Here is a 15162-nt window from a genome sequence, read left to right as displayed (position 1 = left end):
CAGTCAATCCGTGTTAGCCGCTCCCCGGAGTGCTACTTCAGGCAGGGCATGATGATCGAGGCAGTGATCTGGGATTTCGGCGGGGTGCTCACCACCTCGCCATTCGAGGCGTTCACGCGGTTTGAGACCGAGCGCGGGCTGCCGGCCGACATCATCCGGCGCACCAACGCCGCCAATCATTTGGAAAATGCCTGGGCAAAATTCGAGCGCGCTGAGGTCGATATCGAAGCCTTCGACGAATTGTTTGCGGCCGAATCGCTGGCGCTGGGCGCGGCGGTTCGCGGCAAGGACGTGCTGCCGCTACTGTCCGGCGATCTGCGGCCCGAAATGGTCGAGGCACTGAAGCGTGTGAAAGCAAAGTTCAAGACCGGCTGCATCACCAACAACTTGCCCGCCAACGCCATCGGCAGCCACAGCGGGCGCACACTCTATGTCGCCGAAGTGATGGCACTGTTCGACCATGTCATCGAATCCGCGAAAATCGGCCTTCGAAAGCCCGACCCGCGCATCTACCGGATGATGGTTGAAACGCTGAAGGTCGACCCCAAGAACTGCGTCTATCTCGACGACCTCGGCGTCAATCTGAAGCCGGCGCGCGAGATGGGCATGACCACGATCAAGGTGGTCAATGCGGCGCAGGCGATTAATGAACTGGAAGCAGCGACCGGGCTGGCATTGCGCTAGGCGGAAAATAGCGGAACTGCGCGCTCGTTATGACCAAACGGCGCTTGTCCTTTGCCGTGAACGCAGGCAGAACATTCCGAAATCATCGAATTCGGAGTTGAAACCCGGTGGCTGATATCAGGCCTTCGACCTCGATCGAGGCAGTGGAAAGCGGTCTTGCGGCGCAAGGCTATATTGCGAGCCGCCAGATCGCGACCGCGGTCTATCTGGCGCAGCAGATCGAAAAGCCCATTCTGGTCGAAGGTCCGGCCGGCGTCGGCAAGACCGAGCTGGCCAAAGCGATCGCCGCCTGGCGCGGCATGAAGATGATCCGCCTGCAATGCTATGAGGGGCTCGACGAGGCGAAAGCGCTCTACGAGTGGAAATACGCCAAGCAGCTTCTGTACACGCAGATCCTGAAGGACAAGCTCGGCGAAGTGCTCGGCGGCGCGCCGACGCTGGAAGCGGCGCTGAACCAGCTTCACGATTTCGGCGACGTGTTCTTCTCCAAGGAGTTCGTCGAACCGCGGCCATTGTTGCAGGCGCTGGAGCAACCCGCGGGCTGCGTATTGCTGATCGACGAAATCGACAAATCCGACGCTGAATTCGAATCGCTGCTGCTGGAAATCCTCAGCGATTTCCAGGTCACGATTCCGGAACTCGGGACGGTGGTCGCGGTCGCGCCGCCGACCGTGATCCTGACCTCAAACAGCGAGCGCGACCTCGGCGACGCGCTGAAGCGGCGCTGTCTGCATCTGCACATCGGCTTTCCCGAGCAGAAGCTGGAGGAGCGGATCGTCGAGAGCCGGGTGCCCGGCATTTCGCAGACGCTGCGCAGGCAAATGGTAAGCTTCATCCGCGAGGTCCGCACGCTCGACCTGAAGAAATTGCCGTCGGTGAGCGAAACCATCGACTGGGCGCGCGTGCTGGTGCTGCTGCAGGCGCCCGAGCTCGGCCACGAGATGGTCAAGGATACGCTCAACGTTCTCCTGAAATACGAGGCGGATATCGAGGCCACCATGCCGCAGGTCTCTACCTTCATCGCCAAGGCCTCGCGTCAAAACGTCTTCGGGTGAGGCGTGAATGCGCGAGAACCTGCATCGCTTCTTTCGTGCGGCGCGGGGCGCAGGCGTCAGGCTCTCGCCGGCGGAAAGCATCGATGCAATGCGGGCCGTCTCCAAGGTCGGCTTTACCGACCGCGCCATCCTGCGCGACACTTTTCTGCTGACGCTCGCCAAGACGCAGGATGAGAAGAAGGCGCTCGGCGATTGCTTCGACCTGTTCTTCGATCAGCCCGAGCCGCAATCGCCGCCCAAAGACGGCAAGCCGAACGAGCAGGATGCGGACGGATCCAACGCTGCATCCAATTCACCGAGCGAAACGAGCGGCGGGGACGAGCAAGCCGAAGGGCTTGGCGAACTCGCGCAAATGCTGCTGGCGCAGGATCGTAACCAGCTTTCGGCTGCGATTGCCAACGCGGCGAGCGCGGCCTCGCTGTCCGACATCCGATATTTCACCCAGCGCGGCATCTTCTCCGGCCGCCTCCTCGACCAGATGGGCATCCAGCGCCTGCGCGACGATCTCGATAATCTCGCGGCGACCAACCCGGCGCTGGCGGAGCGGCTGACCAACGCGCTGGACGGCCTGCGCGGCACGGTGCGCGACACGGTCTCGCAGGCGCTGATGCTGTACGGCCGCGAGGAAGCGGAAAACCTGCGCAACGAAATTTTGCGCAATGCGCCGCTGTCGCGGATCGAGCCGCGGCAGGTCGAACAGATGCGGCATCTGATCCGCCAGATCGCGCGCCGCCTGCGCGAGCGCTATTCCAAGCCGCGCAAGCGCCAGCGCCGCGGCCATCTCGACGTCCGCCGAACCATCCGCCGCAACGCCGCCTGGGGCGGCGTGCCCTTCCTCACCGCGTGGAAGCGGCGGCATCGCGACAAGCCGAAGATCGTGGCGCTGTGCGACGTTTCGGGCTCCGTGGCGCGGGTTTCGGATTTCTTCCTGCTGCTGATCCATAGCCTGCACGAGGTGGTGGACGACGTCCGCTCGTTCGCGTTCTCCGGACACCTCATCGAAGTCAGCGACATCCTGGAATCCAAATCGCCGGAAGAGGCGATGGCCGAGATCATGTCCAAAGTCGGTTTCGGCTCCTCCGACTACGGCAGTTCGCTTGCTGACTTTGAGGATGAGTGGATGAGCGCGATCACGCCACAGACCACCGTGATCGTGCTCGGCGATGCCCGCAGCAACAATCTCGATCCGCGCGCGGATATCCTTCGTCGAATTGCCGAACGGTCGAAACGGCTGGTCTGGCTCAATCCCGAGGGACGCATGGCCTGGGGCTGGGGCGATTCCGAAATGCCGCGCTATTCGACCTTTTGCACGGTCGTCCGCCAATGCGCTACCGCCAAGCAGCTTGAACGCGCGGTGTCGGACATCGTGGCGAGCTATCAGTAGCCGCCTTCATGCATCGATCGCTTCCTTGATGCGCTTGCGCGTCAGCGGCAAATTCCGCAGTCGCTTTCCCGTGGCGTTGGCGATGGCGTTGGCAATCGAGGCCGCCGCCGGGCCCTGCCCGGTTTCGCCGCTGCCGAGGAACGGCTGCCCTGGACGGTCGATGATGTGAACCTCGATGCGTTCGGGCACTGAATTGAAACGCAGGATCGGATAGGTCTGCCAGTCGATGCTGGTGATCCTGGTCTCGTCAAAGGTTACGCTTTCATACAGCGTCCAGCTCATGGACTGCACGATTGCGCCTTCGATCTGGTTGATCAATCCGTCCGGATTGACCACCTGGCCGCTATCGACCGCCGCCGCCGCGCGGACCAGGCGCGGGCGACCAGTTTCGCGGTTCACCTCCACTTCGGAAGCGACGGCGCAGTAGGCGGCCAGATTCTTGTATCGCGCAAAGGCAAAGCCATAACCGCGATCCGGCGGCGGCTTCTGATCAGGTTTCCATCCGAAGGCTTGCGCGGCCTTTTCGATCACGTCGCGGCCGCGCTGATCGTTGAGATGTTTCAATCTGAACTCGACCGGATCGGCGCCGGCGAGAATGGCGAGCTCATCGATAAAGCTCTCGATCGAGAACACATTGTGGTAGGCGCCGAGCGCCCGCATCGCCGAAATCCGCAATGGCATCTCGGAAATGAAGTGATGTACGACACGCGCATTGGGAAAATTGTAGAACGGGATTGCGTTGCGGTCGCCGCCGCCTTCCGGCAGCGGCAACGGCCTCGGAGCCGGCACGGCAAAGGGCTGCGCCATGTGCTGCGCAGCCAGCATCGATCCGGCGCCGCCCGGCCGCATCGAATGCGTATTGCTCCAGACATCGAAATTCCAGTCGGCAATCTTGCCATTGCCGTCGAGCGAGGCCTTGAGCTTCGTCACCATCGCCGGGCCGAACGGCTCCCAGGCATGTTCCTGTTCGCGCGTCCAGTGCAGGCGAACGGGTCGGCCGGGTAACGCACGGGCGATCAGCGCGGCGTCGGCCGCGGCATCGTCGGCGCCGTTATGGCCATAGCAGCCCGAGCCTTCGACATGGATCAGGCGAACGCTGGCCGGCGGCATGCGGAGCATTTCGGCGATGCCCTGGCGATCGGGATAGACGCCCTGCGTATGCGTCCACACCGTCATCGCACCATCGACGAATTGTGCCACCGCGCAGGACGGCCCAATCGATCCATGCGCCTGATAGGGCCTCGTATAGGTCGCCTCGATAGTCTTGTGGGCCGCGACGGCGGCATTGCTGCGCTCGAAGATCGTCGTGTCCTGCGCGGGCAGGCTGGTCAACACGTTGAGCAGATCATCCTGTTTCGGCAGGCGTGCGGTTTCTTTCCATTTGGCGGCAGCGGCAAGCGCGTTCATCGCCTTGATCGACTGGAATTCCTTTTCCGCGACCACGGCCAGGAAATTGCCATCACGCACGACCTTGACGACGCCGGGCAGCTTCTCGACGGCAGCGGTATCGCATTCGGTCAGTTCCGCGCCGTAGCTCGGCGGCCGCACGACGCGGGCATGCAGCATCCCGGGCAGCCGCATGTCCTGAACATAGGCCTCTCCGCCGGTCACTTTTGCGGGGATGTCGACGCGTGGTACCGGCCGGCCGATCACCTTGAATGTCGCGGGGTCCTTCAGTTTGGATGTTGGCTGCGCCTGAACATGTAACATCTCGCCTGCGACGAGCTCACCATACGACAGGCGCTTGCCATCCGGCGCGATCACCGCGCCGTCTGCCGTGCGCAGGCTCTCGGCCGACAGACCAAGTCGCCGCGCCGCTTCCGCGATCAGCAGCGCGCGGACCTGCGCCGCCGCGTTCTGGATCGCGGTGCCGCTGTCCTTCATCGAATTGCTGCCGGCGGTATAGCCTTCGTTCGCGGTCAGGCGCGTGTCAGCCGTCGTCACCTTGAGCGATTCAAAGGCAATATCGAGCTCCTCGGCCGCGATCTGCTGAAACGCCGTCTTGAAGCCCTGGCCGAGTTCGGCCTTTCCGGTAAACACCTCGACGCCATTGGCATCGATGCGGATCCACGCGTCGAGATAGGGCGATGTTTTCAAGCTGCCGGGCGGGCTCGGTGCGGCAGCCGCGGGCGCATCTTGTTGCTGGGCCGAAGCACTGCCGAGCGAGAAGCTGACGATCAGCGCGCCGCCGCCTGCCAGCACGCGACGGCGATCGATAATGAGGGGGGCGTTCATCGGGCGCTCCTGTTGGCTGCCGGTGACGCATCTGCCGTGTCCATCAGCCGCGCCGCCCTATGCACCGCACGCAGAATCCGCATATGGGTGCCACAGCGGCACAGATGCGGTTCGAGCTCAGCGCGAATTTGCTCGTCGGTCGGTTTCGAATTCTTTTGCAGCAAGGCCTGCGCCCGCATCATCATTCCCGGAATGCAATAGCCGCATTGCGCCGCCTGCTCTTCCATGAACGCCCGCTGGATCGGCGCGGGCTCGGCGATCGTGCCGAGCCCCTCCAGCGTCGTTACTTGCTTGCCTTCGAGCAGCACCATCGGCACGACGCAGGACAGCACCGCCTTGCCGTCCACGATTACCGTGCACGAGCCGCATTGTCCCAGTCCGCAACCGTACTTGGCGGCGTTGAGCTTGAGGTCGTCACGCAGCACGTACAGCAGCGGCGTATCCGCCTCCGCGTCGACCTGATGCTCACGGCCGTTGACCTTCAATGTCATCATGGCTTTTCTCGCTGCTGAGGGTCGGCAGGCGCATTGCGCGGCGCGGGCGAGGTCTGGAGAAATACGGTCTGCGTGCGTCGCGCTTCCGCGATGGTTTTCTTGAGGTCGGCCCATGCCGGCTGGTCGCTGAACCGCGCCCGCAAATAGTTGAGCAAGGCCGAAGCTTGATCATCATTCATGCTGGCGGCAAAGCCCGGCATGATCGGGCTGCGCTCGCCTTCCACCGCGTCAATGCCTGACAGCACGATGTTGGCGAGATTGCGCGGGTCGGGGCTTGAGATCGCGGTGCTGAGGCCGAGATCGACCCCGCCATAAGGAAGCGGCCTGCCACCCTCGTGGCACGACGCGCAGGCGGCAGTGTAGATCGACGCGCCGACCGGGTTTGTCTGCGAAGCCGCCTTGGCGCGCGCCAAGGCATCCTCGCCTGGTCCCGCGCGGCCAGGCGTCGGTGTACCGGAAACGCCGGCCATATAGACCGCGATGGCGCGGACGTCGCTTGCCGGCACCGAGGACAGGTTGCTGACCACCTTCGCCATCGGCCCGCGCGCGGTGCCGTGATCAGGATGCCAGCCTTCGCGCAAATAGCTGAACAATGCATCGGCGGTCCAGGGCATGGGTGAGCGGGACTGGTCGTTGATCGCATAGGCGTGCCAATCGTCGACATCGCCGCCGGCAAACCGTGCGCTGACGCGCTCCGCGCCCAGCGCATTTCGCGGCGTATGGCAGGCCCCGCAATGGGCGAGCCCTTCGACCAGATAGGCTCCGCGGTTCCACTCGGCGCTCTGCCTGGGATCAGGCCGATAGGTGTCGTGGCGAAGGAAAAGCAACTTCCATCCCGCGATGGCGAGCCGCTGGTTGAACGGGAAAGAGAGCTGGTTTTCGCGTGGCGCTGCGCGAACCGGCTGCCGCGTCATCAAGAAGGCATAGAGCGCCCGGTCGTCCTCATCGCTGACGTTGGTGAAGTGGTCGTATGGGAATGTCGGATAAAGGTGCTGGCCTTCACGGTTGACGCCCGACCGCATCGCGCGGCGGAATGCCGCTTCCGACCATCGGCCGATTCCCGTCTCCGGATCCGGCGTGATGTTGGTGGAAAAGATCGTGCCGAACGGGGTCGGCACCGGCAGACCGCCGGCAAAGCTCTTAGCGCCACGCGGCGTATGGCAATCGCTGCAATTGCCGATCGCCGCCAGGTCGCGGCCTCGCTTGACGAGGGCGGCATCGAAGGATTGCGGGTCGGGAGGATCGATTGCCGCGATTGCCGGGCGCCACGCAATGGCAAAGGCTGCGACCGCGGCAGCAATCAGCACGGCGGCAACGATGCCCGCGATGATCCGCGTCGATGCCCGCATGCTCTCGCCTCGGGTTTTTGTTGCTTGGGTTGCCTTCTAACACAAATCTCGCTGCGTCGTTCGCCCCCGGACGCGCTGATCACCGGCAGTTGACCCCTTACTGCGATTGCCGAAACGCCGCGGGAACATCAAAATCAGGCATAGACTTGCCACGATGTTTTTGGCCTATTGATCCCTCAATTCCGCGGCGCCTGCCCCAAAGGCTGGCGCCACACGCCTTCAACCGGACGACCTCACTCTCATGCCTGCCCCTGCAGCCCGGCGCTCTGAATCCGGCAATGCGCCCGACGCGCTGTCCGTCCTGAATTCCGTGTTCGGCCTGCCCGCCTTCCGCGGCGCGCAGGAAGAAATCATCCGGCACGTGACCGAGGGCGGCAATTGCCTAGTGCTGATGCCGACCGGTGGCGGCAAGTCGCTGTGCTACCAGTTGCCGTCGCTGCTGCGCGAGGGCTGCGGCATCGTGGTGTCGCCGCTGATCGCGCTGATGCGCGACCAGGTCGCGGGACTTCTGGAGGCCGGCGTCAACGCGGCCGTGCTGAACTCGACGCTGTCATTCGACGAAGCGTCGGAGGTCGAGCGGCGGCTACTGGCCGGCGACCTCGACCTGCTCTATGTCGCGCCGGAACGGCTCTTGACGCCGCGCTGCCTTTCCCTGCTCGGCCAGGCCAATATCGCGCTGTTTGCGATCGACGAGGCGCATTGCGTGTCGCAATGGGGACACGACTTCCGTCCCGAATATATCGGCCTGTCCGCGATCGCCGAGCGCTTTCCCGACGTTCCGCGCATTGCTCTGACGGCAACCGCCGACGAGATGACGCGCAAGGAGATAGTGACCCGGCTGGGGCTATCAGGCGCGCCAAACTTCATCTCGAGTTTCGATCGCCCGAATATTCGCTACGAGATCGTCGAGAAGCAGAACGCCCCGGCCCAGCTCAAAGCCTTCATCAGCGAGCGGCACGCGGGTGACGCCGGCATCGTGTACTGCCTGTCGCGTGCCAAGGTCGAGGATACCGCCGATGCGCTGAGCAAGGCCGGAATTCCGGCCCTGCCCTATCACGCCGGTCTCGACGCCAGCGTTCGTGCCCGCAACCAGGATCGTTTCATCAACGAGGATGGCGTCGTGATCGTCGCCACCATCGCGTTCGGCATGGGGATCGACAAACCGGACGTGCGCTTCGTGGCGCATCTCGATCTGCCGAAAAGCATCGAGGCCTACTATCAGGAAACCGGCCGCGCCGGACGCGACGGCAAGCCGTCCAGCGCCTGGATGGCCTATGGCCTGACCGACATCGTGCAGCAGCGCCGCATGATCGACGAATCCACTGGCTCCGATACGTTCAAGCGCGTGTCGATCGGCAAGCTCGACGCACTGGTGGCGCTGGCCGAAACCGCGGGCTGCCGGCGCAGCCGCCTGCTCGGCTATTTCGGCGAGGAGGCGACCTCCAGCAATTGCGGCAATTGTGACAACTGCCTGTCGCCGCCGCAGCTTCGCGACGGCAAAGTCGCCGCGCAAAAACTGTTGTCCTGCGCCTACCGCACCGGACAACGTTTCGGCGCTATGCACCTAATCGACGTGCTGGTGGGTCGGCTAACCGAGCGCGTCACGCAATTCGGACATGACAAACTGTCCGTGTTCGGCATTGGCCGAGAGCTCAACGAGAAGCAATGGCGTGCCGTGATCCGCCAGTTGGTCGCCATGGGCCATCTGCGGGCCGACAGCGAGGCCTTCAACGCGCTGAAGCTGACCGAGAGCGCGCGCGGCGTCCTGAAGGGCGAGACCGAAATCATGCTGCGCGAGGCGGCGCCGGGCACGCGCATTCGCGCCAGCCGCGCCAAATCAAGGCGTGGCGATCTCGCGCCACGCGCCGAGGCGAGGCCCGCCGACGCCCCGCTTCAGGCCGCGCTTCGCGCGTGGCGCTCGGAGATCGCGCGCCAGCGAGGCGTGCCGGCCTATGTCGTGCTGCATGATTCCACGCTCGACGGCATTGCCGCCGCACGGCCGGCGACGCTGAACGCGCTGCGCGATATTCCCGGCATCGGCGACAAGAAGCTCGAACATTACGGCGACGAACTGCTCGCGGTGGTGCGGGCAGCCGACGCGTAAGTCTCGACCTCATCCATTGCGGAAGGTGTAAGCGTATCCGTTGATCGCGGGCGCGCCGCCAAGATGGGCGTAGAGCACCTTCGATCCTTTGGGAAAATAGCCCTTGTTCACGAGATCGATCATGCCCTGCATGGATTTTCCCTCGTAGACGGGATCAGTGATCATGCCTTCGAGGCGCGCGCAGAGCCTGATGGCCTCCTTGGTCTCTTCCGACGGAACGCCATAAGCTGGATAGGCGTAGTCCTCGATCAGGACGACGTCGTCCTCGACGAGCTCCCTACCCAGCTCGACGAGATTTGCGGTATTGCGCGCGATGTCGAGCACCTGGGCCTTGGTCTGGGCCGGGGTGAAGGATGCGTCGATGCCGATCACCTTGCGCGCGCGGCCGTCCTTGGCAAATCCCACCAGCATGCCGGCATGGGTCGAGCCGGTGACCGTGCAGACCACGATGTAATCGAAGGCAAAACCTAGCTCTTTCTCCTGCGCGCGGACTTCTTCCGCAAAACCGACATAGCCGAGCCCGCCATATTTGTGCACGGAGGCGCCGGCGGGAATCGCATAGGGCTTGCCGCCCTTCGCCTTCACATCCGCGATCGCCTCTTCCCAGCTCTGGCGGATGCCGATGTCGAAACCTTCATCCACCAGCCGCACGTCCGCGCCCATCACGCGGCTGAGCAGGATGTTGCCGACCCGGTCGTAAACCGCATCCTCATGCGGCACCCAGCTTTCCTGCACCAGGCGGCACTTCATGCCGATCTTGGCCGCCACCGCCGCAACCATGCGGGTGTGGTTGGACTGCACGCCGCCGATCGAGACCAGCGTATCAGCATTGGAGGCGATCGCGTCGGGCACGATGTATTCGAGCTTGCGCAGCTTGTTGCCGCCGAAGGCCAGCCCCGAATTGCAATCCTCGCGCTTGGCATAGAGCTCGACCTGGCCGCCGAGATGCTGCGACAGCCGCTCCAGCTTTTCGACGTGGGTAGGTCCGAAGGTGAGCGGATAGCGTTCGAATTTCTCCAACATGGTCATCCCCGTTGATGGTCTGATGTCGGGGGATGCCTCTATCACCACGGACCAGACAGGTGCTTTCAAAATCGATACGCTGCTAGCGTTATTATTGCATCATTTTGAGATTACGATGCATTATCGGCCATCACTCAGCGCAAGCGCGGAATATTCTTCCATGTCAGGCAGGCTCGACCGCATCGATCTTAAGATATTGCGATTGCTGCAAAATAGCGGCCGGCTGACCAATGCCGAGCTGGCCGAAACGGCCGGTGTCAGCGCCGCAACCTGTCACCGCCGCACCCAGCGCCTGTTCGACGAGGGATTCATAGCAGGGGTCAGGGCGATGGTGGCGCCGCGCAAGGTCGGCAAGGGTGCGCTCGTCATGGTCGGTGTCGTGCTCGACCGCTCGACGCCGGAAAGCTTTGCCGCCTTCGAGCGGGCGATCGCGCAACTCAAATTCGTGCTCGATTGCCATCTGGTGGCGGGCGATTTCGACTATTTCCTCAAGATTCGCGTCGGCGACATGGAGGATTTCAACCGCATCCACGGCGAACGATTGATCGCGCTGCCGGGCGTTCGCCAGACCCGGACCTTCTTCGTCATGAAGGAGGTAGTCGACAACGCGCCGCTCGACTTCTGATGGCCTGAGGTATCACCAAACCGGCGCTATCCTCTTCCGATGTCCGGACTCCGCCGGTCTGGCCAACACGGCGCTCGATGTCGTATCAACCGAACATGACCACGCGCCCTGGCCGTCGGGCTTTCGCCCTTGCCATCCTTCTCACGACAACGCCGGCGCTCGCCTCGGACGAGCCCGATACCATCATCTTCGCACTGATGTCCGGCAAGTGCAGCACGCTGAAGGTTGCCGGACGGGACTTTGCCTGCCGGGCCGTGGCGTTCTTCCAGACCGAGGAAGGCCGCGCCAATTTTACCGTGGCTCTCGACGATCCCAGCGACGGCAGTCACACCATCACGTTCTCCGGTGACAACGGGCGAAGGCCGGAGGCCAACCTGTACGAATTGCCGATTGACCGGATGCTGCTGAAATCCAAGGACAGGCCGAAGGCCGACGGGCTACCGATACCATCAGTTGAATTGACGGCCGGCCTCTGCAAGCAGGTCGGAAACTTCGTGACGCTCGAAGTCTCCAGCATTTCCTGCACCGCGAGCGACAAGAACGGCAAGAAATACGAGCTGCAGTATCAGTCCGACGGCGCGCCGATGGCAGTGCGCCGCATCAAGCGGACGCGCATTGGCCGTCCCGCGGTGTCGCCGTTCGACGATGTTAAATGAAAAGGCCAGCGGCGGAAGACCGCCGGCGGCCGGTGTCGATCCACACATGGCTCGCGACTGCGCCGGCTTTACCGTGCCCTGCTTCGCTCGCGCCCGCTCCGCGTCGGCAGAATGGCGGCTGCGATATCAAACGCGATCGCCCATCTCGGCTTTTCTTCCTCCGCGCCGGGCACGTTGATCTGAACGCCACCGCCGTCGCTGACGGTATAGGAGGCGGCCAGCACGGCGGCCTCGAGGGCGGCGCCCCGCGAATCGTAGACGCCGCCGATCTTGACGTTGTCGGCAAACACCGACCAGCCCAGCGGCGCCTTCACGACTTCGAACACCGATCGCTCCATGTGGCCTCCTATACGCGTCACCTGTATCGCTTCCGCCCCTCGCCGACGCGGCGAATCCGGACGAAGGGAGCGTGGCGTCGGGACGCTGGCTTGTCGCCCATGGTCTTCGCTCTTCCCTCGGAGGCCCGCAGCTCCGTCAGCGAATTCGCCGCCGGCGCCAGCGCGATTTCCTTCCGCACAGCATCGACAATTCGATCGAACTCAACTTCGCTCATCGCACGCTCCATTGCTCCGGGCCGGCATTCTGCCGCCTGGACGATAAGAGGGACCGCGCTGACCACAGATCGCCACGCAAGTTTGTTGTTAGAAGGCTCGCCCGCGGTCGCTTCGATGGCAAAAAAGGGTCGAAATCGGGAAGCGGCCGCCTCCCGCCATGCGAAATCGGTGGGCCCGATGCCCCGCCGGGGGCCCCCTTGGCCCAACTTGCCCCATGCGTGCTAGATTCGGCCACGAATCAGGAGGGTTTGCATGCCGGTAGATAGTGACAGCGCCATTGCGTGGCACCGCGCCCAGCTCAAGAAGCTTCGCGAGACCTTGAGGAGCATCGAGACCGCCAGGTTTACGGTGGGCGAGTCCGCTCAGTCGAGCAGGACCGGCAAGACCCAGAAGACCATTGCCGAGCTCGAGCAGAAAATCCGGCAGTCGCAGCACATCATCGCCGCCTATGAGCGGCAGACCCGGCGGCCGCTGGCGACCGACCAGCGAAGCCTTGCCAAGTGTGAGCTGGAGCGCCTGGAACGCCCAGACTGCGGCAGCAATTCGCGGTAGGCGTTGAAGGAAGTGGGGGCGCAGTTTCTAGTTCTCCGCCGTCTCTTTCTCCTTTGCCTTCGCCTTGCAGGAAATTAAGAACGTAAATCCCCGCGCATTGCGGGCGATTTCGGCCGTCTTCACCTCGGCCTTGGCGTCCGAGATCTGGCGCGATAGCGGCAGTCCGGGCCATTTTGGTACCCTTTGGCGCGGCCGTACGGGAAACGAGCGGTGCCGGCGCCCGCGGGAACGACCATACGCCCCAGGGACTACGACCATTTTCCCCCGGCCGGCCGCTCATTTTGATGGATCGCGCCTGGCATCTTGCATACGGTGCGGGCTCGTTGCCCTGGCCGTCTCCGGAATAAAGCCGGAATCAGGGACGTAAAAGACAATCGCGCCGCCGAGGGCGGACGCCAATTTGCAATACCCGGAGGAGAATACCGTGAAGTCAAGAGTTGTCCGGTACGCCCTGTTTACAGTTCTGGCGGCGGTATCCGCCGTGGCCGGTCAGGCCCAAGCCCAGTCATGGCCGGAGAAGCCGATCACCTTCATCGTGCCGTTCGCGGCCGGCGGCGGCACCGACGCCTTTGCCCGCCCGCTCGCAGCCCAGCTCGACAGCCAGTTGGGAAAACGCGTGCTGATTGAAAACCGCGCCGGCGCGGGCGGCACGGTTGGCGCATCGCTGGCGTCGAAGGCCGCGCCGGATGGCTACACCTTCTTCATGGGCGCAGCGCATCACGCCATTGCACCGTCGCTCTATCCCAATCTCGACTACAATTTCGAGAAGGACTTCGTTGCAGTTGCCCTGGTCGCGCGGCCGCCCCAGGTCGTCGTCGTCAATCCCGAGAAGGTCGCTGCCAAAACGCTGGCTGAATTCATCACCTACGCCAAGGCCAATCCGGGCAAATTGAACTACGGTTCTGCCGGAGCCGGCACCACGCATCACCTAGCGGGTGAGTTGTTCAAAATCCTGACCAAGACCAACATCCAGCACGTCCCCTATCGCGGGGCCGGGCCCGCGATGCAGGACCTCATCGCCGGCCACGTGCCGGTCGTGTTTGACGGGCTCGGCTCGTCAGCCGGGCCCGTCAGGGCCGGACAGTTGCGCGCGCTTGCGGTCGCCGCGCCGAAACGCGTGGCTGCATTCCCCGATCTTCCGACCGCCGCGGAAGCAGGCCTGCCCGGTTATGAAGTATCGACCTGGTATGGCCTGTTCGCACCAAAGAACACGCCGCCGGCAATCGTCCAGCAGATGGCCAAGGAAGTGCAGAAGGCCATGCAGACCGCCGCCATCAAGGAAGCCTGGGAGCGCAACGGCTCCGACGTCCCCGATGTCACGGGTCCTGCGTTCGCGAAAATGGTTTCATCGGAAATCGAGCGCTGGCGTAAGGTCGTGAGCGAGGCGAACGTGAAGCTGGATTAGCCTAGTAGCGCAGGCGCGGCACCCGCTTTCATGGCGAGTTCGCCGCGCCGAGCGCGCTGATCAGTTATCAGCGCTCACCCCATAGCGCACGAAGTCGTCGTCGACACCGGACTGGATTGCCTTTGCTGCGGAAATGTCGGCGTCGCCGCCAGCCTTGTCGCCGCTCCTGAGCCTGGCAAGCCCGCGCCCATAGAATGCACTCGCCAGCTTCGGATCTACCCGCAGTGCGGCACTGAAATCGTCTATTGCCGCGGCAGCTTCTCCTATCTTCAAGCGAATCAATCCGCGCGAGTCATATGTGGCGGCGTCGTTCGGCCATGACTGAAGCACCTTGTTGCAGTCCTCAAGCGCCGCCTGCAACGAGCCGAGGATAGCCCGGGTCCAGCAGCGCCCGCTCCACGCGGCTTCCAGATTGGGCTCAAGACGAATTGCCTCGTCGTAATCCCGCGCCGCGCGATCGTACTCATGCTTTTTCAGGAAGACCCCGGCCCGGTTGACGAAAGCCCGGCCATAGTTCGGCTTCAGCCTGATCGCCTCGTCAAGAGCTTGGAGGGCGAGGTCGTATTCACCCTTCCGTAGGTAAGCCCCGCCGCGGTTATTGAATGCCTTGGCGTAAGTTGGATCGAGCTTGATCGATTTATCGAAATCCAGGAGGGCGCGGTCGACGTCTCCGTTTATCGTATGGGCATTGCCGCGGTTGTTATAGGCAATAGCAAGTGCGGTCTTTGTACCTTGCCCGGAATCGATGAACGCCGTGCAACCACCGATCCGGGCTGCAAGCGAAGTGTGTCCCGGGCCGTTGCACAGCGCGATGTTCTCGAGATAGTCGCTCTTCTTGGGACTCTGCGCCGCAGCGAGTGAGCCGAGCAGCAGCAAGGCAAAAGCGGGCGCGAAGCCGTGGACGATGCGCTTGCTTGCACTAAATTCCATATCAGGCCTTCCGATGTTGGAACTAGCGAATGGGCCCCATTGACGTGATGGTGGCACGCCCGGACTGGTTAACTGATGAATTTCTCGCACCGCAAGCGGCTTGCACCGGAGC

At 63.3% G+C, this 15162-nt stretch carries 15 protein-coding genes; 8 read left to right on the top strand and 7 right to left on the bottom strand.

The genetic code is table 11. The features are described 5' to 3' along the window. Window positions 1–48 precede the first annotated feature (48 nt). From V1278_RS04980 to V1278_RS04970, 3 genes are all read left to right on the top strand, one after another. Window positions 49–684 (top strand): HAD-IA family hydrolase, encoded by a 636-nt coding sequence (locus V1278_RS04980; protein ID WP_334365473.1) that lies wholly within the window; start codon window positions 49–51, stop codon window positions 682–684. Window positions 685–791: 107 nt separating this feature from the next. Next, window positions 792–1739, top strand: coding sequence for an AAA family ATPase (locus V1278_RS04975; protein ID WP_334379889.1), 948 nt, complete (start codon window positions 792–794; stop codon window positions 1737–1739). A 7-nt stretch (window positions 1740–1746) separates the two neighbouring features. Next, a complete protein-coding gene (locus V1278_RS04970) occupies window positions 1747–3123 on the top strand; it encodes a vWA domain-containing protein (RefSeq protein ID WP_334379888.1) in 1377 nt (458 codons plus the stop codon). A 6-nt stretch (window positions 3124–3129) separates the two neighbouring features. Here the strand turns inward: V1278_RS04970 and V1278_RS04965 are convergent, their stop codons facing one another. From V1278_RS04965 to V1278_RS04955, 3 genes are read right to left on the bottom strand one after another with little or no spacing between them, the layout of a single operon-like run. Next, complete coding sequence (locus tag V1278_RS04965; RefSeq protein ID WP_334379887.1) at window positions 3130–5358, bottom strand: xanthine dehydrogenase family protein molybdopterin-binding subunit; 2229 nt, start codon at window positions 5356–5358, stop codon at window positions 3130–3132. After that, on the bottom strand, window positions 5355–5852 hold the full coding sequence (locus tag V1278_RS04960; protein WP_334379886.1) for a (2Fe-2S)-binding protein: 498 nt from the start codon (window positions 5850–5852) through the stop codon (window positions 5355–5357). The genes V1278_RS04965 and V1278_RS04960 overlap by 4 nt, the downstream gene beginning before the upstream one ends. Continuing rightward, window positions 5849–7201 carry a cytochrome c gene (locus V1278_RS04955; RefSeq protein ID WP_334379885.1) on the bottom strand — a complete coding sequence of 451 codons (1353 nt, stop codon included), beginning with the start codon at window positions 7199–7201 and terminating at the stop codon, window positions 5849–5851. The genes V1278_RS04960 and V1278_RS04955 overlap by 4 nt, the downstream gene beginning before the upstream one ends. A gap of 241 nt (window positions 7202–7442) precedes the next feature. Between V1278_RS04955 and recQ the strand changes: the two genes are divergently transcribed. Beyond that, window positions 7443–9305, top strand: a complete 1863-nt coding sequence (gene recQ / locus V1278_RS04950; RefSeq protein ID WP_334379884.1) for a DNA helicase RecQ — start codon at window positions 7443–7445, stop codon at window positions 9303–9305. A 9-nt stretch (window positions 9306–9314) separates the two neighbouring features. On the opposite strand, the gene V1278_RS04945 is transcribed toward recQ, so the two are convergent. Continuing rightward, on the bottom strand, window positions 9315–10328 hold the full coding sequence (locus V1278_RS04945) for a 1-aminocyclopropane-1-carboxylate deaminase (protein ID WP_334379883.1): 1014 nt from the start codon (window positions 10326–10328) through the stop codon (window positions 9315–9317). A gap of 160 nt (window positions 10329–10488) precedes the next feature. Here V1278_RS04945 and V1278_RS04940 point away from each other — a divergent pair, with 160 nt between their 5' ends. Then, window positions 10489–10953 (top strand): Lrp/AsnC family transcriptional regulator, encoded by a 465-nt coding sequence (locus V1278_RS04940; RefSeq protein ID WP_334365480.1) that lies wholly within the window; start codon window positions 10489–10491, stop codon window positions 10951–10953. 95 nt (window positions 10954–11048) lie between these two features. Then, window positions 11049–11609, top strand: coding sequence for a hypothetical protein (locus V1278_RS04935; protein WP_334365481.1), 561 nt, complete (start codon window positions 11049–11051; stop codon window positions 11607–11609). Between the two features lie 68 nt (window positions 11610–11677). Here V1278_RS04935 and V1278_RS04930 read toward each other — a convergent pair whose 3' ends face one another. Together V1278_RS04930 and V1278_RS04925 are read right to left on the bottom strand one after the other, a co-directional pair. Beyond that, window positions 11678–11947 (bottom strand): hypothetical protein, encoded by a 270-nt coding sequence (locus tag V1278_RS04930; RefSeq protein ID WP_334365482.1) that lies wholly within the window; start codon window positions 11945–11947, stop codon window positions 11678–11680. Window positions 11948–11964: 17 nt separating this feature from the next. Then, window positions 11965–12162 (bottom strand): hypothetical protein, encoded by a 198-nt coding sequence (locus V1278_RS04925; protein ID WP_334365483.1) that lies wholly within the window; start codon window positions 12160–12162, stop codon window positions 11965–11967. Between the two features lie 253 nt (window positions 12163–12415). Between V1278_RS04925 and V1278_RS04920 the strand changes: the two genes are divergently transcribed. Together V1278_RS04920 and V1278_RS04915 are read left to right on the top strand one after the other, a co-directional pair. Beyond that, entirely contained in the window at window positions 12416–12715 is a 300-nt protein-coding gene (locus V1278_RS04920; RefSeq protein ID WP_442894618.1) for a hypothetical protein, read from the top strand. Between the two features lie 424 nt (window positions 12716–13139). Beyond that, window positions 13140–14120 carry a Bug family tripartite tricarboxylate transporter substrate binding protein gene (locus V1278_RS04915; RefSeq protein ID WP_334379882.1) on the top strand — a complete coding sequence of 327 codons (981 nt, stop codon included), beginning with the start codon at window positions 13140–13142 and terminating at the stop codon, window positions 14118–14120. A gap of 60 nt (window positions 14121–14180) precedes the next feature. On the opposite strand, the gene V1278_RS04910 is transcribed toward V1278_RS04915, so the two are convergent. Next, entirely contained in the window at window positions 14181–15050 is an 870-nt protein-coding gene (locus tag V1278_RS04910; RefSeq protein WP_334379881.1) for a tetratricopeptide repeat protein, read from the bottom strand. Window positions 15051–15162: the final 112 nt, after the last annotated feature.

Origin of the sequence: Bradyrhizobium sp. AZCC 1577 (assembly GCF_036924575.1) — a bacterium.
Lineage (GTDB): Bacteria > Pseudomonadota > Alphaproteobacteria > Rhizobiales > Xanthobacteraceae > Bradyrhizobium.
This window is presented reverse-complemented; position numbering and strand designations above follow the sequence as displayed.

Bases quoted from the DNA above. Each gene is read 5' to 3' on its own strand.
- V1278_RS04980 (WP_334365473.1), top strand. From the start codon at position 49: ATGATGATCGAGGCAGTGATCTGGGATTTCGGCGGGGTGCTCACCACC.
- V1278_RS04970 (WP_334379888.1), top strand. From the start codon at position 1,747: ATGCGCGAGAACCTGCATCGCTTCTTTCGTGCGGCGCGGGGCGCAGGC.
- V1278_RS04965 (WP_334379887.1), bottom strand. From the start codon at position 5,358: ATGAACGCCCCCCTCATTATCGATCGCCGTCGCGTGCTGGCAGGCGGC.
- V1278_RS04960 (WP_334379886.1), bottom strand. From the start codon at position 5,852: ATGATGACATTGAAGGTCAACGGCCGTGAGCATCAGGTCGACGCGGAG.
- V1278_RS04955 (WP_334379885.1), bottom strand. From the start codon at position 7,201: ATGCGGGCATCGACGCGGATCATCGCGGGCATCGTTGCCGCCGTGCTG.
- recQ (WP_334379884.1), top strand. From the start codon at position 7,443: ATGCCTGCCCCTGCAGCCCGGCGCTCTGAATCCGGCAATGCGCCCGAC.
- V1278_RS04945 (WP_334379883.1), bottom strand. From the start codon at position 10,328: ATGTTGGAGAAATTCGAACGCTATCCGCTCACCTTCGGACCTACCCAC.
- V1278_RS04940 (WP_334365480.1), top strand. From the start codon at position 10,489: ATGTCAGGCAGGCTCGACCGCATCGATCTTAAGATATTGCGATTGCTG.
- V1278_RS04935 (WP_334365481.1), top strand. From the start codon at position 11,049: ATGACCACGCGCCCTGGCCGTCGGGCTTTCGCCCTTGCCATCCTTCTC.
- V1278_RS04930 (WP_334365482.1), bottom strand. From the start codon at position 11,947: ATGGAGCGATCGGTGTTCGAAGTCGTGAAGGCGCCGCTGGGCTGGTCG.
- V1278_RS04925 (WP_334365483.1), bottom strand. From the start codon at position 12,162: ATGAGCGAAGTTGAGTTCGATCGAATTGTCGATGCTGTGCGGAAGGAA.
- V1278_RS04920 (WP_442894618.1), top strand. From the start codon at position 12,416: ATGCCGGTAGATAGTGACAGCGCCATTGCGTGGCACCGCGCCCAGCTC.
- V1278_RS04910 (WP_334379881.1), bottom strand. From the start codon at position 15,050: ATGGAATTTAGTGCAAGCAAGCGCATCGTCCACGGCTTCGCGCCCGCT.